This window comes from Catellatospora paridis (assembly GCF_009720365.1).
GTDB classification, from domain to species: domain Bacteria; phylum Actinomycetota; class Actinomycetes; order Mycobacteriales; family Micromonosporaceae; genus Catellatospora; species Catellatospora paridis.
In genome coordinates, this window is sequence record NZ_ML769314.1 from 373150 (window position 1) to 398549 (window position 25400).

19 protein-coding genes are annotated in these 25400 nt (G+C 71.8%); 10 read left to right on the forward strand and 9 right to left on the reverse strand.

The features are described from left to right. Nucleotides 1-2: 2 nt before the first annotated feature. Nucleotides 3-2549, reverse strand: coding sequence for a penicillin acylase family protein (locus F9C41_RS10790; protein WP_196279713.1), 2547 nt, complete (start codon nucleotides 2547-2549; stop codon nucleotides 3-5). A 63-nt stretch (nucleotides 2550-2612) separates the two neighbouring features. Then, nucleotides 2613-5798: a VWD domain-containing protein gene (locus tag F9C41_RS10795; protein WP_155386561.1), complete on the reverse strand. Its 3186-nt coding sequence runs from the start codon at nucleotides 5796-5798 to the stop codon at nucleotides 2613-2615. A gap of 123 nt (nucleotides 5799-5921) precedes the next feature. Between F9C41_RS10795 and F9C41_RS10800 the strand changes: the two genes are divergently transcribed. Next, complete coding sequence (locus tag F9C41_RS10800; RefSeq protein ID WP_155386562.1) at nucleotides 5922-6356, forward strand: holin; 435 nt, start codon at nucleotides 5922-5924, stop codon at nucleotides 6354-6356. A 72-nt stretch (nucleotides 6357-6428) separates the two neighbouring features. Here the strand turns inward: F9C41_RS10800 and glnA are convergent, their stop codons facing one another. After that, complete coding sequence (gene glnA, locus F9C41_RS10805) at nucleotides 6429-7862, reverse strand: type I glutamate--ammonia ligase (RefSeq protein ID WP_155386563.1); 1434 nt, start codon at nucleotides 7860-7862, stop codon at nucleotides 6429-6431. 259 nt (nucleotides 7863-8121) lie between these two features. Here glnA and F9C41_RS10810 point away from each other — a divergent pair, with 259 nt between their 5' ends. Then, entirely contained in the window at nucleotides 8122-8487 is a 366-nt protein-coding gene (locus tag F9C41_RS10810; protein ID WP_269058908.1) for an RDD family protein, read from the forward strand. A 146-nt stretch (nucleotides 8488-8633) separates the two neighbouring features. Here the strand turns inward: F9C41_RS10810 and F9C41_RS10815 are convergent, their stop codons facing one another. From F9C41_RS10815 to lipA, 4 genes are all read right to left on the reverse strand, one after another. Continuing rightward, nucleotides 8634-10022, reverse strand: a complete 1389-nt coding sequence (locus F9C41_RS10815) for an MFS transporter (protein ID WP_155386564.1) — start codon at nucleotides 10020-10022, stop codon at nucleotides 8634-8636. Continuing rightward, nucleotides 10022-10597, reverse strand: coding sequence for a winged helix-turn-helix domain-containing protein (locus tag F9C41_RS10820; protein WP_155386565.1), 576 nt, complete (start codon nucleotides 10595-10597; stop codon nucleotides 10022-10024). Before F9C41_RS10820 ends, F9C41_RS10815 begins: the two co-directional genes overlap by 1 nt. A 132-nt stretch (nucleotides 10598-10729) precedes the next feature. Beyond that, on the reverse strand, nucleotides 10730-11422 hold the full coding sequence (locus F9C41_RS10825) for a DUF4191 domain-containing protein (protein ID WP_155386566.1): 693 nt from the start codon (nucleotides 11420-11422) through the stop codon (nucleotides 10730-10732). A 34-nt stretch (nucleotides 11423-11456) separates the two neighbouring features. After that, nucleotides 11457-12392 (reverse strand): lipoyl synthase, encoded by a 936-nt coding sequence (gene lipA, locus F9C41_RS10830; RefSeq protein ID WP_155386567.1) that lies wholly within the window; start codon nucleotides 12390-12392, stop codon nucleotides 11457-11459. Nucleotides 12393-12702: 310 nt separating this feature from the next. On the opposite strand from lipA, the gene aspS reads away from it, so the two are divergent. The 3 genes from aspS (at nucleotide 12703) to F9C41_RS10845 (ending at nucleotide 16651) form a co-directional block, all read left to right on the forward strand. Then, on the forward strand, nucleotides 12703-13980 hold the full coding sequence (aspS, locus tag F9C41_RS10835) for an aspartate--tRNA(Asn) ligase (RefSeq protein ID WP_155386568.1): 1278 nt from the start codon (nucleotides 12703-12705) through the stop codon (nucleotides 13978-13980). A gap of 140 nt (nucleotides 13981-14120) precedes the next feature. Beyond that, complete coding sequence (locus F9C41_RS10840) at nucleotides 14121-14717, forward strand: LemA family protein (RefSeq protein WP_196279714.1); 597 nt, start codon at nucleotides 14121-14123, stop codon at nucleotides 14715-14717. A gap of 11 nt (nucleotides 14718-14728) precedes the next feature. Beyond that, nucleotides 14729-16651 carry a M48 family metallopeptidase gene (locus F9C41_RS10845; RefSeq protein WP_155386569.1) on the forward strand — a complete coding sequence of 641 codons (1923 nt, stop codon included), beginning with the start codon at nucleotides 14729-14731 and terminating at the stop codon, nucleotides 16649-16651. A gap of 98 nt (nucleotides 16652-16749) precedes the next feature. Here the strand turns inward: F9C41_RS10845 and lipB are convergent, their stop codons facing one another. Then, complete coding sequence (gene lipB, locus F9C41_RS10850) at nucleotides 16750-17403, reverse strand: lipoyl(octanoyl) transferase LipB (RefSeq protein ID WP_407924693.1); 654 nt, start codon at nucleotides 17401-17403, stop codon at nucleotides 16750-16752. 328 nt (nucleotides 17404-17731) lie between these two features. Here lipB and F9C41_RS10855 point away from each other — a divergent pair, with 328 nt between their 5' ends. The 3 genes from F9C41_RS10855 to F9C41_RS10865 all read left to right on the forward strand — a co-directional run bounded on the left by F9C41_RS10855 (nucleotide 17732) and on the right by F9C41_RS10865 (nucleotide 21898). Continuing rightward, nucleotides 17732-19876 carry an MMPL family transporter gene (locus F9C41_RS10855; RefSeq protein ID WP_155386925.1) on the forward strand — a complete coding sequence of 715 codons (2145 nt, stop codon included), beginning with the start codon at nucleotides 17732-17734 and terminating at the stop codon, nucleotides 19874-19876. A 294-nt stretch (nucleotides 19877-20170) separates the two neighbouring features. Next, entirely contained in the window at nucleotides 20171-20512 is a 342-nt protein-coding gene (locus F9C41_RS10860) for a hypothetical protein (RefSeq protein ID WP_155386571.1), read from the forward strand. 9 nt (nucleotides 20513-20521) lie between these two features. Next, on the forward strand, nucleotides 20522-21898 hold the full coding sequence (locus F9C41_RS10865) for a hypothetical protein (RefSeq protein WP_155386572.1): 1377 nt from the start codon (nucleotides 20522-20524) through the stop codon (nucleotides 21896-21898). Between the two features lie 22 nt (nucleotides 21899-21920). Here the strand turns inward: F9C41_RS10865 and F9C41_RS10870 are convergent, their stop codons facing one another. After that, nucleotides 21921-23801, reverse strand: coding sequence for a DUF6541 family protein (locus F9C41_RS10870; RefSeq protein ID WP_407924682.1), 1881 nt, complete (start codon nucleotides 23799-23801; stop codon nucleotides 21921-21923). A gap of 133 nt (nucleotides 23802-23934) precedes the next feature. Here F9C41_RS10870 and F9C41_RS10875 point away from each other — a divergent pair, with 133 nt between their 5' ends. Together F9C41_RS10875 and F9C41_RS10880 are read left to right on the forward strand one after the other, a co-directional pair. Beyond that, nucleotides 23935-24912, forward strand: coding sequence for an ATP-binding protein (locus F9C41_RS10875; RefSeq protein WP_155386573.1), 978 nt, complete (start codon nucleotides 23935-23937; stop codon nucleotides 24910-24912). A gap of 36 nt (nucleotides 24913-24948) precedes the next feature. Further along, complete coding sequence (locus tag F9C41_RS10880) at nucleotides 24949-25344, forward strand: SCO5389 family protein (protein ID WP_155386574.1); 396 nt, start codon at nucleotides 24949-24951, stop codon at nucleotides 25342-25344. The last annotated feature ends 56 nt before the right edge of the window (nucleotides 25345-25400 follow it).

The window sequence follows — 25400 nt, forward strand, 5'->3', positions numbered from 1 at the left end:
CCCTACGGCTTGAGGGTCTGGGTCTGCGTGGACTCCTTCTCGATGGTCGCCTTGTCGAAGCGGAACGGCAGGGTCTGGCCCGTACGCCACAGCTCGAACTGGTCGGCGTAGTTGTCGTGGAACGCGTGGCCGGAGTTGCCGGTCAGCTGGATCCAGCGCGAGTCGTCCAGGTCCGCCATGTTCACGATCATGCGCATGGACGGCACCGCGTCGACCTCGTATCCCTGCCCGGCGCTCCAGCCGGTGGCGTTGACGATCGCGTCGCCGCCGGAGACGCCGACGGTGTCCCGGTTGAACAGCCACTCGATCGGGCCGATGCCGGACTCGCCGAACGTCGCGTGGGTCGGGGTGAGGGTGTGCATGGCACCCCAGCGCCACTGCTTCGGGTCTTCGCCCTGCGCCTCGGACAGCTCCTTCACCGCCGCCGACATGGCCTGGGCGAGCATGTCGTCCCGCTTCTCCACGGCGGGCGTGCCCTTGTTGTCCCACCACTTGTCGTCGGGCTTGCTCAGCAGCCCGCGGACCACCTCGAACCAGCGGTCCCCGCCGTCGGCGGCGTAGTCGGAGCCCAGCTCGTCGAAGGTGAGGCCGAGCAGGTTCTTCCAGATCGCGTTGTAGTAGGCCGCGGCCGCCGAGTCCTCGCCCTGCTGGAAGTCCCAGTCGACGAGCAGCGCGTCGGCGTTCGTCTCCACCTGCGACGGGGCCTGGCGCGGGGCCTTCTGCAGGGCCGGGATCAGCGCCGGGGCGAAGCCGTTGCGGTTGTCGAACTGCTGCTTCTGCACGTCGTCGAGCGTGATCTTCCCGCCCGCGGCGCCGATCATGTCGTAGATGCGCTGGCTGCGGTAGCCGTAGCTCCAGTCGTCGGTCAGGTGCTGCTGGTACTGGTCGCCGATGACCGCCTGGTTGGCGGTGACGACGTAGCCGCGCTCGGGGTTGAGCACGTTGGGCAGCTCGTTGAACGGGATGAAGCCGGTCCAGTCGTACGCCGGGTCCCAGCCGGGCGCGAACCACTTGCCGTCGCCCTTGCCGCGCACCGGGATGCGGCCCGGCGACTGGTAGCCGATGTTGCCCGCCACGTCGGCGTAGACGATGTTCTGCGCGGGCACCTCGAACAGCGCGGCGGCGGCGCGGAACTCGTCCCAGTTGGCGGCCCTGTTGATGGCGAACACCGCGTCGCCGGTGCGGCCCGGGTCGAGCGCGGTCCAGCGCATCGCGATCGCGTACTGGCCGCCGAGCTTCTTCAGGCTCTCGCTGGCGTCCGACAGCAGCGGCCCGTGCTTGCTCGTGCGCACCGTGATGGTGACGTCGTCGCCACCGGCGACCTTGAGCACCTCCTGGCGCGAGGCCAGCGGCTCCCAGCCCTCGCCGACCTTCACCTTGTCGCCCTCGACCTGCTCCAGGTACATGTCGATCACGTCGGGGTCGAGGTTGGTGAAGCCCCAGGCGATGTTCGCGTTGTGGCCGATGACCACCCCGGGCACGCCGGAGAAGGTGAAGCCGGCGACGTCCTGACCGCACTCGCAGTGCAGGCCCATCTGGTACCAGATGCCGGGCTGGCTCGGGCTCAGGTGCGGGTCGTTGGCGAGGATCGGCTTGCCGCTCGCGGTCAGCTTGCCGCTGATGACCCATGAGTTGGAGCCGATGCCGTCGCCGTCGGCGTTGCCCATCAGGCCCGGCAGCGCGGCCAGCGCGTCGGCCATGTCGTTGAGGCCGTCCGCGGCCAGTGCCGCGGTCGGCGTCGGCGGCGGGGTCACCGGCGTGACCGGGGCGGACGCCTTCGCGTCGAACGCGCCGTTCACGATCGCGCCGCCGGTGACGATCGGCAGGTTGCGGTCGATCGGGTACGCCGGGTAGAGCTGGTCCACCTGCTCCTTGGCCAGACCCTCAGCCTGCAAGGCGGCGCGGCGGATCTCGGCCTCCATGTTGCCGCGCAGGTCCCAGGCCATCGCCTTGAGCCAGGCCAGGCTGTCCACGGGAGTCCAGCGCTCGACGACGTAGTCGGAGTTCTGCAGGCCGAGGATGCCGTACTCCAGGCTCAGCGACCCCGACGCCGCGAACCCGTCGCCTTCGACGTCGGTGTTGGCGGCCAGCCACGCGTTGACGCCCGCGGCGTACGCCTCCAGCCCCTTGCGGGACTCCGGCGTCAGCAGCGCCACCTCCTGCTCGGCGACCCGGCGCCAGCCCATGGTGCGCAGGTACTTGTCCGTCTCCAGCTGGGACTGCCCGAACAGCTCGGAGACCCGCCCGGCCGTGACGTGGCGGCGGAAGTCCATCTCCCAGAACCGGTCCTGGGCGTGCACGAAGCCCTGGGCGCGATACATGTCGTCGCTGGTCTTCGCGTAGATCTGGGGGATGCCGTGCGCGTCGCGGCGCACGGTCACCGGCGCGCCGAGCCCGGTCAGGGTGAGCTCACCGTCGAGGGTCGGCAGGGCGCGGCGCACCGACCAGACGGTCAGCCCGGCGCCGACGACGGCCAGCACCGTCACGACGCCGAGCAGCCAGAGCGCGGTGGTACGCAGGCGGCGGAGCCAAAGGCGTGGGGGTTTCACGTTGGCGGAGTCTACGCATGCATTGTGATCCCCGTTACCACCAGGTAACCCAGACTTTGCTGGTCAGGTGCGCAGTCTTACCTGGGCCGTTCCGGCCGCCCGCTCGCTCGGATCCACGATGAGCTGATATGTCCCGGTCGACGGCAGCTCGACGCCCTCCTCGCGCAGCCCGCCCTTGCCGTTGATCACGCAACCGGACTCGACCACGGCACCGCCCGGGCCGCGCAGCTCCAGCCCGCCGCACTGGTTCGGCAGGTCCGTGCTCGGCACCTCGATGAACACCCGCTGCCCGGCCCGGCCGGTGAAGGTCAGCACGCTGACCGCGCCCGGCCGCTCGATCCGCGCGGTCACCCCGTCGCCGCCGGCAGGCAACGCGACCCGCTGGTCGACGGCGAGGCTCACCCGTACCTTCGCCTCGCCGACGCCCTTCTCCTGCGGGTCCACCACCACTGTGTAGTTGCCGGTGTCCGGCAGGGTGAAGCCGTCGATGTAGCCGTCGCCGTTGATGACGCAGCCGTTGGCCACCTGCTTGCCGTCCGGGCCGAGCAGGCCCAGGCCGCCGCACTGGTTCGGCAGGTTGGTGCTCGGCACGTCCACGAACACCTTCTGCCCCGCCGTGGCGGCGAAGGTGAACCGGGCCACCGTGCCCGGCTTGGGCAGGCGTGCGGTCAGCTCCGGACCGTCGAGGCGGATCGCCTCCTGCTGGTCCTCGACGGTCAGCAGGCGCAGTCGCGCCTCGCCGGTGGCGTCGCTGCTCGGGTCGACCGCGATGCTGTACGTGCCGGTCTCCGGCAGCACCGTGCCGTCGATGTACCCGGCGCCGTTGATGATGCAGCCGTTGGCCACCTGCTTGCCGTCCGGGCCGAGCAGGTCCAGGCCGCCGCACTGGTTCGGCAGGGTCGTGGCGGGCACGTCGACGAAGACCTTCTGCCCCTTCGTACCCGGGAACTCGACCTTCGCGACCGCGCCCGGGGCGTCCAGGCGCACCGTCCAGGTCTGCCCGCCCAGGTCCGCGCCGCCGGCGAAGACCTGGCCCGCCTTGGCCGCGACCGCGAAGTCGGGCTGGCCGGTCAGCGCCACGTCGAGCACGCAACCGGCCAGCACGGCCGGGTCGGAGACGCCGAGCCCGCGGCAGATCGCCTCCGCCGACGCCCGGTTCGGCAGGTCGACCGTGGCCGCGTCCTGCTCCGGGAAGGCCCGGTCGACGTAGCTGTCGGGGTTCTTGCCGTCTGCATAGGTGAACAGCGACGATGCGGCGTCGATGCGCCAGCTGTCGGCGTACGCGGGATACAGCGCGGCGAACGTCGGCTGCGCGCCGAGCGGCTCCCCGCCGCGCGGGCGTACGTCGTCGTCGGTCTTGCCGTTGAAGTCGCCGAGCAGGCCCTCCAGCTTGCCTGCGTACGTCTGCGCGGGCTCGACCGACAGCGCCAGGCCCCAGACGCCGATCGGGTCGATCACCAGGCGCGAGCCGTCCTTCCAGCGCAGCTCGACGTTGCCGCCCGTGACGGTGCGGACCTCGCCGCCGCCGGGCAGTTGCCGCGGGGAGGCCAGCTCCGCCGGGGCGGGGCCGGTCGCCACGCCCGCCACCAGCAACTCCACCCCCGCGGTGGTCATCCGCGCCTCGACCCGGTCGCCGTCGACCTTCGCGGCGACCGCGGAGTTCACCGCCGCGACGCGCGAGCCGGGCACCGGCTCCTGGCGGACCTGGATCTCGTACGCCCCGGCGGTGTCGCGCACCGCGACGAACTCACCCGCGGCCTGGAAGTCGTAGCGCAGGCCGTCGACGGTGCGCAGGTGCGGGTCGCCGGTGCTGTGCCCGCAGCCCGCGCCGGTGCAGGCCGGCGGGGGCGGGGGAGCGGTGCAGTCGCCGCTGGGCAGCGCGCTGTCGCCGTAGTGGCTGCGCGCCGGGCGGCCCAGCGCCTCGCGCAGCTGGTTCTGCGCCCGGGTTGCCATCACCTCGGTCGTCGGGATGCCGCTGCCCGCGCAGTCCTCGCGGCTGTACGTGCCCTGGTTGTGCTGGTAGCCGTGGTGGAACTCGTGGTAGAGCGCGTCGCACGGGTCGGCGCTGCCGCCGGTGCCGAAGTAGGCGTGGTGGTCGTCGGGGTCCCAGAAGACCAGGATGTTGTTCTTGTCCAGGGCACCCTCATGGGTGTCGCCGGGCTGCGCCCGGATGATGCTGACGGTCACCCCGGGCGCCTCCAGCGCGGGCAGGATGCCCGCCGGGTCGCCGCCGGGCCCGTGCAGGATCGCGCTGCAGGCGGCCCAGGCACCGGCCAGCTCCGGGTCGGTCACGATGATTTCGGCGTACGCCGCACGCGTGGGCACCCCCACCGCCCCGAGCGCCACCACCAGCGCCAACACGACCGCCCCGCCGATCCCGGCCACCCCACCGGCCCCCGTGCTGCCGGACTTTCCGCCCGGACCGGAGCCGTCCACGGCAGGGCCGTCACCGGCACTGTCGTGGACGGCACTGTCGCCACCCCCGGCGTGCCCGTCGCCGCCCGAGGCGTGGTCCCCGGTGCCGCCACCGTCCGCCGCGACACCACCATGCGCCGCGACGCCGCTGTCCGCCGCGGCGGCGTTGCCCGAAGCGGCGGCTGCGCGGCGGCGCTTGCGCCGGTTCGGCACGAGCAGGATGACCACGGCCACCAGCGTCAGGATCACGCCCACCCCGGCGAGGACCGCCCAGTGCCACCACGGGCGGCCCGCGTCGGCCGCGTCGGCCGTGACACCCGCCCCGGCCAGCGGGGCGCAGGCGGCGGCACCGCTCACGGGCACGATCGGCACCGCGTAGGTGAACTCCAGCCGCAGCGGCACCCCGGGCTTCACCGGGTACAGCGCGCCGAACGCGCCCGCGCCGGCCGACCACGTGACGATCTCGATGGCGTGCCCGGTCGGCCCGATCGGGATGGCGCGCAGCGGCACCTGCACGTCCGCGCCCGGCTCCAGCGTGTGCAGGCGCTTGGCCAGCACCGTCTCCAGCGACTCCTCGAACGAGGTCTCCATCGGCAGCGGCGTGACGGCGACGCCGCCCTGCTCCAGCCGGGTCACCGCGAGCGTGCCGTAAGTCGAGGTCACCACCTGGCACGGTGCGTCACCCCGGTTGGCCAGCACCAGCACAGTCGCGAGTGGATCGTCGCCGCGTACGGTCACCGCCAGGTCGCCGGCCGCTCGGGCGGGCGTCGCGGGCAGGAGTACACAAACGAACGCGGCCGCGGTGAGCAGCGCGCGGTGGAGGGGGTGCGCCATGCGGCACACGATAGGCCCTTGCTCCGCCGTGGTCGGTCGGGAAGCGGATAGGTGACACGGGCGCTTGCCATCTAAGCTCGTGAGCGCCTTCCGGGCGTGCCCCCTCATTCCAGGAGAACTCCGATGTACCTCTTGAACAAGATGTTCTGGATCGCCAGTGCCGAGCGTGCCATCAAGACCTTCGTGCAGGCCCTCATCGCCGCGTTCGGTGTCGGGCAGGTCAGCGGCGCGGTGGGCGTCGACGTCGCCGCGATCGACTGGCGCGGCGCGCTGTCGCTGGCCTTCAGCGCCGCGCTGCTGTCGGTGCTGATGTCGGTCGGTTCCGGACCGATCGGCGTGGCCAACAGCCCCAGCATCCTCACCGCGGCCCCGGCCGCCGCCGCCACGGCGCTGGTCGCGGCGGCAGCCGCGAGCCCGGTGCTCGCCCCGGCCGTCGCCGCCGCTACGGCTGCCACCGAACCCGCTCCTGCTCCCGCCGCTCCTGCTCCGGCGGAGCCCGCTCCCGCTGCGGCTCCGGCTCCGGCCGCCGCCACTCCGGCACCCGCGGCTGCCGCCTGACCGACGGCGTCGGGCCCGGGTACGGAAAAGGCCCCGCCGAAGGCGGGGCCTTTTCCGTACCACCGAGTGGACTCAGCAGTCGAAGTACATCTGGAACTCGTGCGGGGTCGGACGCAGGCGGACCGGGTCGATCTCGTTGGACCGCTTGTAGTCGACCCAGGTCTCGATCAGGTCGCTGGTGAAGACGCCACCGGCCTGCAGGTAGTCGTTGTCCTTCTCCAGCGACGTGAGCACGTCGGAGAGGGAGCCGGGCACCTGGGTGACGTTGGCGACCTCCTCCGGCGGCAGGTCGTAGAGGTCCTTGTCGATCGGAGCCGGGGGCTCGATCTTGTTGCGGATACCGTCGAGACCGGCCATCAGCATCGCCGAGAACGCCAGGTACGGGTTCGACGACGGGTCGGGGCAGCGGAACTCGATGCGCTTGGCCTTCGCGTTCGTGCCGGTGACCGGGATACGGGTGCAGGCGGAGCGGTTGCGCTGCGAGTACACCAGGTTGACCGGTGCCTCGAAGCCCGGCACCAGGCGGCGGTACGAGTTGACCGACGGGTTGGTGAAGGCCAGCAGCGACGGCGCGTGGTGCAGCAGACCGCCGATGTACCAGCGGGCGGTGTCGGCCAGGCCGGCGTAGCCGGTCTCGTCGTAGAACAGCGGCTCGCCGCCCAGCCAGAGGCTCTGGTGGGTGTGCATGCCGGAGCCGTTGTCGCCGAACAGCGGCTTCGGCATGAACGTCGCGGTCTTGCCCGCGTGCCAGGCGGTGTTCTTGATGACGTACTTGAACAGCTGCATCTGGTCGCCGGCGGCCAGCAGCGTCGAGAACTTGTAGTTGATCTCGGCCTGACCGGCGGTGCCCACCTCGTGGTGACCGCGCTCGACCGTGAAGCCGAGGTCCACCAGGTTCGTCACCATGGTGTCGCGCAGGTCGGCGTAGTGGTCGGTCGGTGCGACCGGGAAGTAACCGCCCTTGTAGCCGGGCTTGTAGCCGCGGTTGGCGCTGCCGTCGCTGTTGGTCGCGGCGCCGGTGTTCCACGCGCCCTCGACCGAGTCGATGTGGTAGAACGCCTGGTTCGGCTGGGTCGCGTAGCGGATCGAGTCGAAGATGTAGAACTCCGCCTCGGCGCCGAAGTACGCGGTGTCCGCGATGCCGCTGGCGGCCAGGTACGCCTCGGCCTTCTTGGCCACGTTCCGCGGGTCACGGGAGTAGGCCTCACGCGTGAACGGGTCGTGGATGAAGAAGTTCAGCGCCAGGGTCTTCTGGATGCGGAACGGGTCGATGAACGCGGTGGTCACGTCCGGCAGCAGCAGCATGTCCGACTCGTGGATCTGCTGGAAGCCGCGGATGGACGAGCCGTCGAAGGCGAGTCCGTCGGTGAAGACGCTCGCATCGAACGACTGCACCGGCACGGTGAAGAACTGCATCACACCGGGCAGGTCACAGAAGCGGACGTCGACGAACTTGACGTCTTCGTCCTTGAGGTACCGAAGCAGTTCCTCGGAATTGGCGAACAACACGTCCTCCTGGCACGGATGGTCTGCGGGAGCTCCCGGCCCCCACTTCAGCACATCTCCTGGGCTGACCTCGGGAGACGCGGCCGACGGCGCTGCGCTGCGTCGGGTGGCCATTGGCTGGTGGCGACGCTAGAACCGTGGCGTTGCCCGGCCGTGTCAGCTTTGTTTCCGCCGTGTTACGTCACCGGTAAACCCGGCTCAAGGGCTGCCCGGACAGCTCACCCGGCCGGTACGGCGGAGCGGACGGTACGCTCGGCGGGTGACCGACGCATCCCTGCCTGCCGTACCCTCCCTGGCCCGACGGTTCGGGGCGCTGCTGCTCGACTGGATGCTGTGCGTCCTGGCGGCCGGTGTCTTCGCGGACCCGATGCGGGACGGCTGGGCGGCTCCGGTGGTGCTGATCGCCGTCTACGCCGTCTTCGTCGGGTTCTTCGGGCAGACGCCGGGCATGCGCGTGACGAAGATTACCTGCCTCGGCGTCGACTCGGGTCAGCCGGTCGGCCCTCTCAAGGGCGCCCTCCGGGGCACCCTGCTCGCCCTGGTCATCCCCGCCCTGATCATGGACGGCGAACGCCGCGGCCTGCACGACCGCGTCGCCGGCACCCTGATCCGCCCCGCCGTCTGACCGTCCCGCCCGGCCCCGGCCCCGGCCCCGCTCCGGCCCGGACGGGCGACGGTGATCGTCCGACTTGCCAGGGGCGAATGAGGGCTCAAGATACGCACAGGTGCCGGGCAAGTCGGACGATCATGACGGCAGGGTGGCGGGTCGCCTCACCGCGTGGATGTCGGTGCTGACGGCTTGGCCAGGCGGGCGTGACGGAGGGCAGGGATCGCCACGCACATCGCGGCCGCGACGAGGATCAGGGCGGCGCTGGCGGCGAACGCGGTGACCGTGCCCAGGCGGGCCGCGGCGACGCCCATGACGGCCATCGCCATCGGGGTCACGCCCAGGCTCGCCAGGTTGTTGATCGAGGCCACCCGGCCGCGGTGCGAGTCGGCGGTGTATGTGTGCGTCAGGCCGCTGAGCAGCACCGCCTGCGGTCCGCCGGCCAGCCCGCCGACCGCGGTGGCGACGAACGCCCAGGCCGGGAGCGGGGCGACGGCGATCGCGAACAGCGCACCGCACTGCACGACCGCGCAGCAGGCCACGATCACGCCGAGCCGTCCCGCCGGACGCCACCGCATCATCAGCAGGTTCCCGGCGACCGAACCCGCGCCGAACCCGGCGAGCATCACGCCGATCCCGCCCGCGCCCCAGCCGCGTTCGTCGGCCACCAGCGCCAGGCCCACGTTGAGCGGGCCGACCGCACCGAGGTTGACCAGCAGGCCGACCAGCGTCACCGACCGCAGCAACGGGTGCCCGGCAAGGTAGTGCAGACCCTCGCGCACCGCCACGCCGATCGGCGTGCGGGCCGCCGCGGGTACCGCCCCGGCCTCCGCATCGGCGGGTCCGGCGGTGGCGCCTCGGGTGAGCCCGGCCGCCGCCGCGGGGGCTGCCCCGGCCTCCAAGTCGGCGGGTCCGGGCGTGGCACGTCGCGCAGGCTCACCGGCGGCGGTCGCCGGGCGCACCGACCACAGGGCGAGCACCGACACCGCGAACGTCGCCGCGTTGACCAGGCAGGCCAGCGGGAGTCCGCCCACCGGCAGCAGCAGGCCGCCCAACGGCGCGCCGAAGGTCAGCGCGAGCCGGGCGGTCAGCCCGGACATGGCGAGTCCGCCGGTGAGCTGGGCGGGGGGCAGCAGGCGCGGCAGCATCGCGCCGGCCGCGGGCAGGAACAGGGCGTCGGCCAGCCCGAACGCCAGCGCCACCACGACCAGCAGCGCGACGCTCGGCTGCGCCAGCGCCACCGCCGCGGTGACGAGGGCGATCGCGCCGCGGGCGAGGTCGCTGCCGATCATCAGGCGGCGGGGGCCGTACCGGTCGACGATCGCGCCGCCGAACAGCAGCAGCACGAGCCGGGGCAGGGCGGATACGGCCAGGACGACACCGGCCGTGCCGGGGGAGGCGAGCTGGACGGCGCTGAAGGACAGCGCGACGTACCAGACCTGATCGCCGAGGATCGAGACGGCCTGCCCGCCGAGGTAGCGCAGGAAGGCGGGCCGGCGGTGGGCGGGGACGGCGGGCGGGGTGTACGGGGGAGCCAGGGTCGCGGTAGTCATCAGGGGCGCTCCGGGAAGGCGTGGAAGAAGAGGAAGACGTGTTCGCGGTCGGCGTCGTCCGAGCGGGCGGCGCGCTCGTTGCTCCGCTGCTTCCAGCGGACGACCAGCTCGTGCAGTTCCCCGGTCAGCTCGGCCAGTTCGGCCGGGGTCAGCCGGAGGAAGGTGTCGCTGCTCATCGCGGCGGCCTGCCACTGCTCGCTCCAGCTGTCGCGGGACTGCTCGTAGCCGCGTACGCGCTCGAACTCGTCGATGACGGTCTGCGCCTTGACGGCCGACGAGATCGCCTGGCCCTCGGGGGTGGGGAAGTCGAGCGAGGACCAGCCGGTGGGGCCGGGCACCACACGCCACCAGCGCTCGCGGCGGTCGCGGGCCAGCTCGGGCACGTCCTCGACGAACCCGGCCTTGGCCAGCTCGCGCAGGTGGTAGCTGGTCTGCCCGGGGTCGGTGCCCAGGCGCTTGGACAGGGTCGCGCCGGTGGCGGGGCCGAGCTGGGTCAGCAGCCGGTAGAGCTTCTGCCGGATCGGCTGGGCGAGGCCTTTGAGGACCTCGGGATCGGTGATGCGCCTCATCTCCATGCCCACCAACCTAGATCCAGTAGATCCCTACCGCAATATATCTACTGGATCTTGCAAATATCGATATGTGCGGGCGTTAAAAAGGGCACCTTCTACAACGCATAGCGTTAAGAAGGTGCCCTTCCCTTGGGGTCAGCGCTGGCGGCCGCCGCCGCGCGGCATGCGCGGCGGACGGAACTCCTTGGGGAGCTGGCCGCGGGGCATCTGGGGGCGGGCGTTGAGGGCGGTCAGGGCCCGGTCCAGGGCGTTGACCTCCTTGCCCGACAGGTTGCGGGGCAGGCGCATCAGCGTCATCCGCAGCTTGCGGATGGACAGCTGGCCCTCTTCGGTGCCGATGATGTAGTCGTACAGCGGGGCGTCGCCGATGACCTTGCTCAGGCGGCGCTTCTGCTCGCCGAGCAGCGGCTTGAGCCGCGCCGGGTTGCCCTCGGCGAGCAGGATGACGCCGGGCTTGCCGATCACCAGGTGCACCACGTCGAACTGGGTGGTCGCCGAAACGGCCTGCTTGACCCGCCAGTCACCGCGCATCTGCTCGACGAGCTGGCCGGCCGCGCCGGGCTGGCCCTCCATCATGTTCATCATCGCGGTGTTCGACCGCAGGTTGAGCACGATGAGCACCGCCAGCAGCGCGGTCAGGATGCCCAGCGGGATCCAGATCCAGCCCCAGCCCAGCAGCACCGCCACCACGGTGAGGGCCAGCGGCAGCACGACAGCGGCCGCCACCAGGGGCGTGAACCACTTGTCCTGCTTGGCGGTGAACTTGAACACCATGCCGATCTGCTTCAACCGCTGGAAGAAGGAGACCTTTTCTTCGGCCTTTGCCATAGACGAGATCCTAGATTGGGTGACGGTGGGGCTTTCAGGCGGCGGCAGTGCGCGCGTCGAGTGCCTGACGATACAAGCGACCGGCCCGGTATGACGAACGCACCAGGGGGCCGCTCATCACGCCGGCGAAGCCGATCTCCTCGGCCTCCTCGCGCAGCTCGACGAACTCCTCGGGCTTCACCCAGCGCTCGACGGGGTGGTGGCGCGGGGTGGGGCGCAGGTACTGCGTGATGGTGATCAGCTCGCAGCCGGCCTCGTGCAGGTCGCGCAGCGCCTGCGAGATCTCCGCGCGCTCCTCGCCCATGCCCAGGATCAGGTTCGACTTGGTGACGAGCCCGGCCTTGCGGGCCTTGGTGATCACGCCGAGGGAGCGGTCGTAGCGGAACCCGGGGCGGATGCGCTTGAAGATGCGCGGCACGGTCTCCACGTTGTGCGCCAGCACCTCGGGCGCGGCCGAGAAGACCTCGGCCAGCTGCTCCGGCACGGCGTTGAAGTCGGGGATCAGCAGCTCGACGCCGCAGCCGGGGACGAGGGAGTGGATCTGGCGGACCGTCTCGGCGTACAGCCAGGCGCCGCCGTCTGGCAGGTCGTCGCGGGCGACGCCGGTCACGGTGGCGTACTTCAGGCCCATGGTGGCGACGGACTCGCCGACCCGGCGGGGCTCGTCGGCGTCGAACTCGGCCGGCTTGCCGGTGTCGATCTGGCAGAAGTCGCAGCGGCGGGTGCACTGGTCACCGCCGATGAGGAAGGTCGCCTCGCGGTCCTCCCAGCACTCGTAGATGTTGGGGCAGCCGGCCTCCTGGCACACCGTGTGCAGGCCTTCCCGCTTCACCAGCGAGCTGAGCTGGGTGAACTCCGGACCCATCTTCGCCTTGACCTTGATCCACTCAGGCTTACGCTCGATGGGGGTCTCGGCGTTACGGGCCTCGACGCGCAACAGGCGCCGGCCCTCAGGAGCGACGATGGTCATGCCCGCCAGCGTACGCGGAGAAACAGCCTTGATCTTCTGCTGGGTAACGGACGTCTCAGCCCCGACGCGCCCGGAAAAACGGGCTGCGCGGCTCCCGATCATGGTCTACAGTCTCCGCTCAACAGCAGTGACGGGGTGAATCACCGGAGTGACGCCCGGGTCGGGACGGCGTGCAGCCGCCCGTGTGGCTCCGCTCACGCGCTGGTAGAGGCCCGGATCATCCGGGTGAAGGTGTGGTGGCACCGCGGGTTCCCAAACCGCCCACACCCCTTTGGGGATGGCGTTGCGGAAGAACCCGGAGGTACCCACCATGCAACGCATCCTTTCCGTCGAACTGCCCCGCCATGTGGGCGCACGGATCACCATCGCCGGCTGGATCCATCGCCGCCGGCTGCTCAAATCGGTCTCCTTCCTCATCGTGCGCGACGCGTCCGGGCTCAGCCAGGTCGTGGTCACCGAGCCGGAGCTGCGGGCCCACCTGGAGACGCTGCCCGAGGAGACCGTGGTCGCCGTCGAGGGCCTGGTCACCGCGAACCCGGCCGCGCCCGGCGGGGCGGAGCTGACCGAGCCGGTGGTACGCCTGCTCGGCGAGCCCGCCCAGCCGACGCCGTTCGACCTGTACCGGCCGGTGCTGACGCCGACCCTGCCCACCCAGCTGGACCACGCCCCGCTGTCGCTGCGCCACCCGTCCCGGGCCCGCGCGCTGCGGATCAGTGCAGCGGCCGCGGCCGGGTTCCGCGAGGGCATGGACACGCTCGGCTTCACCGAGATCCACACGCCCAAGATCGTGGCGACGGCGACCGAGTCCGGGGCGAACGTGTTCGCGCTGGACTACTTCGGCCGTCCCGCCTACCTGGCCCAGTCGCCGCAGTTCTACAAGCAGCAGATGGTCGGCGTGTTCGAGCGGGTGTACGAGGTCGGCCCGGTGTTCCGGGCCGAGCCCAGCGACACCACCCGGCACCTGGCCCAGTACACCTCGCTCGACGCGGAGCTGGGCTTCATCGGCGACCACCGCGACGTGATGGCGGTGCTGCGCGAGACCGTGGCGGCCATGGTCGCCCGGGTCGGCGCGCTCGGCGCGGCCGTGGCGGGCCTGGAGCTGCCCGAGGTGCCGGCTGAGATCCCGGCGCTGCACTTCAGCGAGGCGCTCAAGATCGCTGGTGCGCCGGCGGACGAGCCCGACCTGGCGCCCGCGCACGAGCGGGCGATCGGCGAATGGGCCAAGCGCGAGCACGGCAGCGAGTTCGTCTTCGTCACCGGCTACCCGATGGTGAAGCGGCCGTTCTACACCCACCCGCAGCCCGGCGACGAGCGCTGGTCGAACAGCTTCGACCTGCTGTTCCGGGGCCTGGAGATGGTCACCGGGGGACAGCGGCTGCACCGCTACAGCGACTACCTCGCGGCGCTGGCCGCGCACGGGGAGAGCGCCGAGCCGTACGAGCCCTACCTGCAGGCGTTCCGCCACGGGATGCCGCCGCACGGCGGGTTCGCGATCGGCCTGGAGCGCTTCGTCGCCCGCATCACCGGGGCGCAGAACATCCGCGAGGTCACCGCGTACCCGCGCGACCTGCACCGCGTCACGCCGTAGCCCCTGGACCCGCCGCGCGGCCCACCACACCGGGTCGCGCGGCGCTTGATCGACCGACTTGCCTGGCAATCGGGCGTATGAGCAGTCAAGATACGCCCGATTGCCAGGCAAAACGGATGATCAGGTGGCACGGTGAGGGCATGGAGTTCCTGATCGGGTTGATCTGCCTGCTGATCATCGTGGTGGTGATCGTGGCCTGGGTCGCCTCGCTCTACAACGGCCTGGTGCGCTCGCGCAACGGCTACCAGAACGCGTTCGCGCAGATCGACGTGCAGCTCACGCGCCGCCACGATCTGATCCCGAACCTGGTCGAGACGGCGAAGGGCTACCTCAAGCACGAGCGCGAGACCCTGGAGGCGGTCACCGCCGCGCGGACCGCCGCGATGACCGCGCAGGCCACCGCGGCCCGCAATCCGGGCGACCCGGCGGCCATGCAGGGCCTGGCCGGCGCCGAGAACGGACTGACCCAGGCGCTGGGCAGGCTGTTCGCGGTGTCGGAGGCCTATCCGGACCTCAAGGCCAACCAGAACATGATGCAGCTGTCGGAGGAGCTGACCTCCACCGAGAACCGGGTCGCGTTCGCCCGGCAGGGCTACAACGACGCCGTGCTGGCGTACAACAACAAGCGCGAGACGTTCCCGGGCAGCGTGCTGGCCGGGCCGTTCGGCTTCCACAAGGCCGCGCTGCTGGAGATCGACGACCCGGGCAAGCGCGAAGCCCCGCGCGTGCAGTTCTGACCGCCGCGGCGATGGACTTCTTCGAGCGCCAGCGGCAGGTCAAGCGGATGTCGTTCCGCCTGATCCTGCTGTACGTGCTGGCCGTGCTCGCCATCGTGGCGGTCGTCTGCCTCGCGGTCGCGTGGGCGCTGGGCGCGTTCGAGGCCCCGGCGGCCGAGCTGGCCTGGCTGATGTTCTGGACCGCGGTGCTGACCGGTGGGTCGATCCTCCTGGCGTCGCTGTTCCGCACCATCGGCCTGCGCGCGGGCGGCGGCAAGGTGGCCCGCGACCTGGGCGGGGTGCTGGTCCCGGAGGACACCACCGACCTGCGCCTGCGCCGGCTGCGCAACGTGGTCGAGGAGATCGCGCTCGCCTCGGGTGTGCCGGTGCCCGAGGTGTACGTGCTGGAGGACGAGCCCGGCATCAACGCGTTCGCGGCGGGCTGGTCCCCGGCGGACGCGGCGGTGGCGGTCACCCGCGGCGCGCTGGACCGGCTCAACCGCGACGAACTGCAGGGCGTCATCGCGCACGAGTTCAGTCACGTGCTCAACGGGGACATGCGGATCAACATCCGGCTGATCGGGCTGCTGTTCGGCATCCTGTTCCTGGCCATCGTCGGCCGCACCTTCCTGTACGCGGGCGCGTTCGGCGGCGGCCGCGAGCGCCGCGACAACCAGGGCAGCAACCCGCTGCCGCTGATCGGCATCGCGCTGATCGTGGCCGGCTCGATCGGCGTGTTCGCGGGGCGGCTGATCCAGGCCTCGGTGTCGCGGCAGCGGGAGTACCTGGCCGACGCGTCGGCGGTGCAGTTCACCCGGCAGACCTCCGGCATCGCCGGTGCACTGAAGAAGATCGGCGGCCTGGAGACCGGGTCCCGCCTGTCCTCTCCGAAGATCGACGAGGTCGGCCACATGCTGTTCGGCGCGGCCCGGCTGCGCTCGCTGTTCGCCACCCACCCGCCGCTGGCCGACCGCATCCGGGCCCTCGAACCGGGCTTCGATCCGGCGCAGCTCACCGCGCTCGCGGCACGGTGGCGCGACGCGCCGCCCTCGGGCCTGGCCGAGGACGCGGCGATGGGCCTGGCCGGGCCCGAGCACGGCGGACCGCTGCCGGACCACGACACCCGGATGGCGGTACGCCCCGACGCCGTCACCGCCTCCGTCGGCGCGCCGCAGCAGCCCGCCTACCAGCGGGCGGAGTCCATCCTCGAACGTTTCCCGCCCGAGGTGCTGGCCCGCGCCCGGCGCGGCGACACGGCCCCCGGCCTGCTGTTCGGGCTGCTGCTGTCGGAGCAGCCGGAGGTGCGCGACAGCCAGCTCGCGGCGCTGCGCGAACGGCACGGTGAGGCCGTCGTCGCGGACACCGTCGCCGCCGCGGGCCGGCTCGCCGGCCTGCACCCGCTGCTGCGGCTGCCACTGGCCCAGCTGTGCTTCCCGGCGCTGCGCGCCCACCCGCTGGCCCGCCGCCAGGACCTGCTGGGCACCATCGACACGCTGGCCAGGGCCGACGGTCGCGTCAGCATCTTCGAGTACGCCCTGTCCCGGCTGCTGCACCGCGACCTGTACGAGGCCACGTACGACAGCCCGCCCTGGCCGACCCGGCAGCGCAGCCTCGCGACCTGCCGCAACGCCATCGCTTCACTGCTGGCGGTGCTGGCCCGCGCCGGTCACCCGGACGAGAAGTCGGCCGAGCACGCCTACCATGTCGGCCTGGCGATGATCCTGCCCGGACAGCCGGTGCCGATGACCGCCCCGCAGCACGGCGTGCTGGCCCTCGACGCGGCCTGGCCACTGCTCGACGGCCTCGCGCCGAAGGACAAGTCGCTGCTCATCCAGGCCGTCGTCGCGGTCATCGCCGAGGACGGCACCATGACCGTCGCCGAGCAGGAACTCACCCGCACCATCTGCGGCATGCTCCACTGCCCCCTCCCACCCCTGACCGCCCTCCCGGCCTGACGCCACCCTCGCCGCGCCCTCGGCACAACTCTTGAAGACCTGCGCCCATGGGGACGGCCTGAGGGCGCGACTCTTTAAGAGTTGCGGAAGGCGGGGGGTCAGACGGCGAGCAGGGTCGGGAGGTGGCGTTCCACGATGGGGAGGACCTCGTCGACGGTGATCTCGCGGCCGAGTTCGGCGCTGAGCGAGGTGACCGAGGCGTCGGTGATGCCGCAGGGCACGATGCGGTCGAACCACGTCATGTCGGGATTGCAGTTGAGCGCGAAGCCGTGCAGCGAGACGTTGCGGGCGACCCGGATGCCGATCGCGGCGACCTTGCGGTCCGGGCCGCGGTCGTCCTCGCGCACCCATACGCCGGAGCGGTTGTTGCCCTTGATCCGGGTGGTGGCGACGCCGAGTTCGGCGCAGACGTCGATGAGCATCTGCTCGGTACGCCGCACGTGCGCGACCACGTCGGCAAGCCCGCCGCGCTGCACCGGCAGCTCGATGATCGGATAGCCGACGAGCTGCCCCGGCCCGTGCCAGGTGATCTTGCCGCCGCGGTCCACGTCCACCACCGGGGTGCCGTCGAACGGGCGCTCCCAGGCCTCGGTGAGCTTGCCGGCGGTGTACACGCTCGGGTGCTCCAGCAGCAGCACGGTGTTCGGCTCGCTGCCCTCGACGACGCCGGCGTGCAGACGGCGCTGCTCGTCCCAGGCGGTCTGATACTCGACGGTGCCGGCGCGGCGCACCGCGAGTGCCGGCGAGACGATGCTGGTCACGTCGCTCAGGCTACTCGCGCCCGCGTCCCTGGCCAGTGAAGGTGCTCGGCGTCACCCGTACCCGTGAATGCGTGCCCGGCTCGGGATCGGTATCGTGTGCGCGAGCTTGTGAAAGCTTTCACAAATAGTGTCACGTTGTGCCAACCTTGCTGCGCACGTAGGGAAAGGACGCCTCGCGATGACGGCGATGCGGGAGAAGAAGGAGCTCCAGGGCGAACCGGGGCAGGAGACCGAGGTCGCCGCGCCGCCGCGGCCACGGCGCCTGCGCTGGCTGCTGCCGGCGATCGGGCTCGTGGTCTGGCTGGTCGTGGGCGGGGCCATGGGCGGCTTCGCGAGCAAGACCGCCGAGGTCCAGAAGAACGACAACGCCTCGTTCCTGCCGGAGAGCGCCGAGGCGACGGTCGTGCTCGACCTGAGCAAGAAGTTCGCCGGGCTCGACGTGGTGCCCGCGCAGCTGGTCTACGGCCGCGACAGCGGGCTCACCGAGGCGGACAAGACGGTCATCGCCGAGCAGCTGGCCACGCTCAAACGGGAGCTCGGCAGCCGGCTCGCCGACGTCCCGCTGCTGCCGCGCTACTCCGACGACGGCAAGGCGGCCCAGGTCACCGTGCTGTTCACGGAGACCGATGCGCAGAAGAACATGACCGACGTGACCTGGATCCGCGATCACACGGGCCTGCCCGACGGGCTGAACGCGCACGTCGGCGGCCTGGGCGGCATCCTCACCGACATGATGGAGGTCTTCGGCTCCATCGACGGCCTGCTGCTGGGCGTCACCGTCGGCATCATCGGAATCATCCTTTTGATCGTGTATCGCAGCCCGATCCTGCCCGTGGTCGTGCTGCTCGGCGCGGGCCTGGCGTTCGCGCTGGCCAACGGCGTGGTCTACCTGCTGGCCAAGGAGGAGATCATCACGGTCTCCGGCCAGAGCCAGGCCATCCTCGACGTGCTGGTGCTGGGCGCGGCCACCGACTACGCGATGCTGCTGGTGTCCCGCTTCCGCGAGGAGCTGCGGCACACCGAGAGCCGGTACGACGCGATGCGGGTCGCGCTGCGCGCCTCGTTCGAGCCGATCCTGGCCAGCGGCGCGACGGTCATCCTGGGCCTGCTCTGCCTGCTCGTGTCCGACCTCGCCTCCAACAAGGGCCTCGGCCCGGTCGGCGCGATCGGCATCGCCAGCAGCCTGGCCGTCTCGCTGACCCTGCTCCCGGCGATCCTGGCCCTGCTCGGCCGGGCGGCGTTCTGGCCCGTACGGCCGAAGTTCGACTCCGCGCCCGTCGAGCAGCGGGGGATCTGGGGGAAGGTCTCCGCACTGGTCGGCCGCCGGGCCCGGCTGGTCTGGATCGGCACCGCGGTGCTGCTGCTGGCGGGTGTCGCGGGGTTGACCCGCCTGGAGGCCGACGGCATCCCGCAGTCGGAAGGTTTCACCGGCCACCCCGACTCGGTCTCCGCGCAGGAGCTGACCACCGCGCACTTCCCCGGCGGCACCGGCAGTCCCGCCGAGATCGTGACCCGGGCCGAGAAGCTGGACCAGGTCCTGCTCGCGGTGCGCCAGACCAAGGGTGTGGCGGAGGCGGCCCCGTTCACCGGTATGCCCGTCCCGATCATGGTGGTCCCGCCGTCGCCCGACGGTCAGACCACCGGCACCGGCACGACCGGCACCGGCACGACCGGAAGCGGCGCGACCGGCACCGGTGCGGCTCCCGCCGTCATCCCGATGAATCCGGAGCCCAAGGTCGTCGACGGCATGGTGCGCATCGACGCGACGCTGACCGACCCGGCCGACTCGCCGGCCGCACTGGCGACGGTCGAGCGGCTGCGTGCCGCGGTGCACGCGATCGACGGCGCGCAGGCGAAGGTCGGCGGGTTCAGCGCGATCAACTACGACGTGCAGCACACCTCGCAGCGCGACCGCAACGTGATCATCCCGCTGGTGCTGGGCGTCATCTTCCTGATCCTGATGGTGCTGCTGCGCTCGCTGGTCGCGCCGCTGCTGCTGATCGCCACGGTGGTGCTGTCCTACCTGGCGACGCTGGGCATCTCCGGCATCGTGTTCTCCGACGTGCTGGGCTTCGCCGGGGCCGACTCCTCGTACCCGCTGTTCGCGTTCGTGTTCCTGGTGGCCCTGGGCGTCGACTACAACATCTTCCTGATGACCCGGGTCCGGGAGGAGGCCGGCAAGCTCGGCCACAAGGCGGGCACGCTCAAGGGTCTGGCGGTGACCGGCGGCGTCATCACGTCGGCCGGCGTGGTGCTGGCGGCGACGTTCGCGGCGCTCGCGGTGCTGCCGCTGGTCTTCGTGGTGGAGATCGCGTTCGCGGTCGCCTTCGGCGTGCTGCTGGACACGCTGCTGGTGCGCTCTCTGCTGGTGCCCGCGCTGACGGTGGACATCGGCCGGTTCGTCTGGTGGCCGGGCCGGCTCTGGCGGGCCGGCGCTCCCGAGCGGCGGCACAGCCCGCAGTAACCCCGGGGTGGGGAGAAGTGGGGGGGGGGGGGGGGGCCCCCCCCCCGGGGGGGGGGGGGGGGGGGGGGCAGCGGCCCCCGACCCCCCTCCCCGGGGGGGGGCCCCCCCCCCCCCCCCCCCCCCCCCCCCCCCCCCCCCCCCCCCCACTTCTGTGTTCGTACCGCAACCGAGCTGCTAATTCGCAGCCCGAGTGGCCAATGTGGAGGGCCTCGCACCACGTGATGTCTGGTTTGTCCTACAACCCCGGGGCGATCAGGGCATTACCCTCTGCCGACGCAAGGGACAGGGGAACGTATGTACTTCGTGCTCGGCTATTTCGCCCTCCACGGCAACGTCGCGGACGACGCGCGGCTCAGGCTGGTCGAACGAGCGGAGCAGGCACTCGCGCCGGTGGTTCCGGAGTCGTACGTGCGCCACCGGTACGAAGGCCCCGGCTGGGGCGTGCTCGCCGGGCACAGCGCGGACTGGAACCGGCTGCGGTGGCCGCTGACGGCGCAGGACGGCGACGTCACCGCGGTGTCGTTCGGCATCCCGGTCGGCGCCGACCCGGCCGCCCGCAAGGGCGCGGTGCGTGAAAAGCGCGCCGACCCGGACATGCCCCGCGGTCCTGCCGACCCGCGGGGGCGCGGTGCGTAGGGTAGCGCCGTGTCGCTGACCACGATGGAACCCGCCGCGCCCACCACAGCCGAGCCGCCCGCGCGGCGGCCGGGCTGGACCGCGGTCGCCGAGACGCTGCTCATCCTCGCCGGGCTGGCCCGGCTGGTCTGGGGCCAGCAGGTCGCGGTCGTGGCCGACGGGGTGGACCGGCTCAACAGCCTGAGCCTGCTGCTCGGCGAGGGCCGCCTCAACAACAGCGAGTACTCCGTCATGGGCCCGCTGTTCTCCGCGCCGCTGTGGTTGCTGGGCCGTGCCGTGGCCACTCCCGAGGCCGGGATCAAGTACTTCAACCTGGTCGTCTTCGCGGCCGGGCTGGCCGCGCTCGGGCTGCTGCTGCGCGGGCTGGTCCCCGGCGTGCTGATCCGCCGGTTCATGCTGATCACCGTGGCGGCGAGCATGCTCGCGCCGGACGTCGGCCACTACGGCAGCGAGACCTTCACCATGATGGGCGTGATGGTCGGCATCGTCGTCGTGGTGCGGGGACGGCGGCGCGGCTGGGGCTGGGCGGCGGCTGTGGTCGGCGTGGTCAACACCCCGGCCACCGTGGTCGGTCTCGGCCTGGTCAGCCTGGTCGAGACGTGGCGGCACCGCCGGCTGCGGCTGCTGGTGCCGGTGGCGGTCGCCGCGGCGCTGGTGCTGCTGGAGATCCTGGCCCGCAAGGGCGGGTACGTCGGCGACCGCGGCGCGAAGGACGTCATGCCGTTCTCCGGGCGGCCGGGCTTCTCGTACCCGTTCTTCTTCGGGGTGCTGGCGATCATGTTCGCCTTCGGCCGCGGCATCGTCTGGTACCTGCCCGGCATGTTCCTGCCGACCCGCCGCGCGCTGGCCGACCTTGGCCCGACCGGCATCGACCTGGCCCGGATCCAGCGGCTCTGGCTGATCTTCGTCGGCGGTCTGGTGCTGGTGTACGCCCCCTGGTGGGCCTGGTACGCCGGGATGTCCTGGGGGCCGCGGTTCTTCCTGGCCGGCATCCTGCCCGCCGCGCTGGCGCTGGCGCTGCGACTCGGGCACCGCCAGGCCGGGCCGGGCGCGAACCTGATCACCCTGGCCGTGCTGATCCTGTCGGTCTGGATCGGGCTCAACAGCCTGTTCTGGCACGAGCTGTGGCCGACCGCCTGCTTCAACACCCCGCAGTCGGTCGAGGCGCTGTGCTGGTACTCACCCGAGTACAGCTCGCTGTGGTACCCGCTGGTGTCCTGGCAGTTCGACCACCTGACCGGCGGTCAGTGGATCAGCGTCGCCTACAGCGCCGTGGTGCTCGGCTGGCTCGGCACGCCCCTGGTGCGCCGTATCGCGGGCCAGCTCGCCGCCGCCTGGCGCGAGCACCTCGCCCCGCGCCTGACCCGCACCGCCTGGCACTGGTAAGCGCCGCCCCGAGGGCGGGAGGTCAGGTGGTGGGGGCTTTCCAGAGCCAGACGTCGGCGACGCGCTGCGGCGGGCCGAGCAGGTCGGTCATGACGGTCTTGAGGGCGGGCTGGTAGGCCGGCCAGTGGGCACCGAGCACGTCGTCGGCGAGCACGACGATGCTCGCGTTCCAGTAGCGCAGGTCCGCGCGCAGCGCGGCCCGGTCGGCCTCGGTGATCTGGGGTGCCGCGCCGGTCCTGGCCACCTTCTCCAGCAGCGTCTGGGTCGGCCGGGGGATCGGGCCGATGCGGCCGGTGCCGTTCGGGCCGCCGGGGCCGAGGAAGAAGCCCGCGGGGATGCGGAACACGCCCTCGCCCGCCCCTGACGCGTCGGCCAGGGCCGCGGCCTGCCAGCGCTGGCCGTCGGGGAGCAGGTCGTTGGTGATCGGGACCGGCACCACGGTGCCGCCGTCGGCGACGTACTCGCGCCACTGGCCGGAGGTGAAGAACTCCGGCACGGGAGCGCGCTCGCGGGCCAGCAGCGGGGTCGGCACCAGCGGCAGCAGCGCCACGGTGAGTCCGGCGATCCAGGCCCAGCGGGGGCCGGGCAGGCTCACCCGCATGCTGCCGCCGTCGGTGCGGCTCAGCGCGGTGGCCAGCCAGGCCAGGACCAGCCCGAACACCGGCGCGACGATCAGGGCGAGCCGGGACGGCAGGGCGGCGTTGAACACCGGCAGCCCGCCGATCAGCGCCTCGGGCATCGGGATCGCGGTGAGCCGGCCCAGCCAGCGCAGCTCCGGGCCGAGCGAGAGCAGGAAGAACACGCCCGCGGTGACGCCCAGGCCGAGCAGGTTGACCCGGTGCCCCCGGTCGGTGCGCCGCCACAGCACCACCAGGCCGATGATCACCAGCAGCAGCAGCGGCAGGCCGAAGAACGAGTTCTCCTCGGTCGGGTTCGCGGCCAGGTCGGTGTTGAGGCCGACCGCCCCGGCCAGCGAGCGTTCCGGCCAGGCGGCGTACGCGGCGAGGTCCTCGTTGTGCACGTGCGGGTCGAAGCCGGTGCCGTGGTAGCGCTGCGGCCCGGCGAAGTGCAGCCACAGCGGGTATGCCAGCAGCACGCCCGCCACGAGCGCGCCGCTGCCCAGCCCGGTCAGCACCGGGCGCACCAGCGCCTTCACCTCGGCGCGCCGGGACAGCACCCAGACCAGCGTGAAGACGCCGAGCGCCAGGGCGGTGAAGAACAGCGCCTCGGCGGCGATCGAGAAGCAGACCGCGATCAGCAGGCCCAGCAGCGCGCCGTCGCGCACCGGCCGGTCGCGGCGCACCAGCAGCAGGCACTGCGCGATGATCAGCGGGATCACCCACTGCGCGGTCCAGTTCAGGTGGGCGTTCGCGTGGGAGATCATCGCCGGGGCGAAGCCGCAGAACAGGCCGCCGACCGCCGCCCCGATCCGGTTCGCGCCCAGGTGCCGGGAGAACAGCCAGTACCAGGCGTACGCGGTGCCGGCCAGGTTCAGGGTGAGGATGACCAGGAAGGTGATCGCCGGGCCGGCCAGGATGGTCAGCGGGGCGAAGACGAAGGCGTACACCGAGATCGAGGTGTTGACGGCCAGGTTCACCCCGTCCGGCACGTTGAGCAGGTGGGTGAAGAGCGGGTCGACGCCGTGCGTGAGCGCGTAGGCCCCGTATGACAGCAGCCACTCGAAGAACGCCTGGTCACCGGAGTTGACGCCGCTGGCGCGGTGCGCCGGGTCCGACCAGAGCGCGCCGGTGACCCATACCGCCATGACCAGGGCGGTGGCCGCGACCAGCAGATCGGCGCGGCGGCGGCGGGTCTTGACGGCGGCCTCGGCGGGGACCGCGCCGGCCGTCTCCGCGACGTCGGCGGGCGGGCTCAGCGGGCTTCTGGGCGAGGCGATCGACACTCGGCGCAGTTTATCAGCGCGACGTTTCCGACCCATGCTCCGCCGGACGGCGTCACACCCGTGACAGTGCGACACGCGCGGGGATACGCGGGGTGATTGACCGGCCTATTGAAAATGACTATCAATAGCAGTTATGAAGATGGCATTCGTCGGCAAGGGCGGCAGTGGTAAGACCACCCTCGCGGCGCTGGTGGCCAGGCATCTCGCGGCGGCGGCGACACCCGCGGCCCTGCTGGCCATCGACGCGGACATCAACCAGCACCTGGCCGCCGCGCTCGGGATCAGCGAGGACGAGGCCGTCCTGCTCCCGTCGCTGGGCGACCACCTAGACAAGATCAAGGACTACCTGCGGGGCGAGAATCCGCGGATCTCCTCGGCCGCCGCGATGGTCAAGACCACGCCACCCGGTCAGGGCTCCCGCCTGCTGCGGGTCGACGAGCCCAACCCGATCTACGACGCGCTGGTGCGCCGGGTGGGCGGGGTGCGGCTGGCGGTGACCGGGCCGTTCGCCACCGAGGACCTGGGCGTGGCCTGCTACCACTCCAAGGTCGGCGCGGTCGAGCTGCTGCTCAACCACCTGGTCGACGGGCCGGGGGAGTACGTCGTGGTGGACATGACGGCGGGCGCGGACAGCTTCGCCTCCGGCCTGTTCACCCGGTTCGACGCGACCTTCCTGGTGTGCGAGCCGACCCTGCGCAGCGTCGGGGTGTACCGGCAGTACATCGGCTACGCCCGCGACTTCGGGGTGCGGGTGCACGTGATCGGCAACAAGATCGACGACGAGTCGGACGTGGCGTTCCTGCGCGAGCACGTCGGCGACGACCTGCTCACCTGGATCAGCCGGTCCGGCTTCGTGCGCGCCGCCGAGCGCGGCGCACCGCAGCCGATCAGCGAGCTGGAGGCGGCCAACCGCGCCGCGCTGAACATGATCCGCACCACGGTCGACGGCGTCGTCAAGGACTGGCCGCGCTACACCGCGCAGGCCGTCGAGTTCCACCTGCGCAATGCGCAGGCCTGGGGCAACGCCCGCAGCGGTGAGGACCTCGCCGCCCAGGTCGACCCCGCTTTCGTGCTCGGGCCGCAGCGGCTCGAGCTGGCCCGACACCACTGACGGCGACCGCCGTCCCCACCGAGAAGGAGAACAACCATGTCCCTTGACGTCCCCGTGGCGCTGCTGGAGCGCGCCGAGGCCGGGCAGGTCGACGACGCCGAGTTCGTCGACTGCGTGCGCCAGTCGCTGCCGTACGCCTGGACCGTGGTCAGCGCCGCGGCCGAGCGGCTGGCAGACGCGCCCGGCGCGGAGTTCGGCGAGCACGGCACGCCGCCGCCGAGCGAGGCCGAGCGCGGCGAGCTGCTGCGCGCGCTGGCCAGCGACGCGATCCGCGGTGGCCTGGAGCGCCACTTCGGCATCAAGCTCGCCTTCCAGAACTGCCACCGCGTCGCCGCGTTCGCCCTGTCCGCCGTCGGCGGCGACACCTACCAGGAGTTCATCTCCCCGGTGGCCCAACTCCGCAACCAGTCGCCCGAACTCCGCGACTGCTGAGAAGTAAGGAAGGGCGCCTTCGCCAGCTCGCGGAGCGTGCCGAGCAGCAGCTCGAC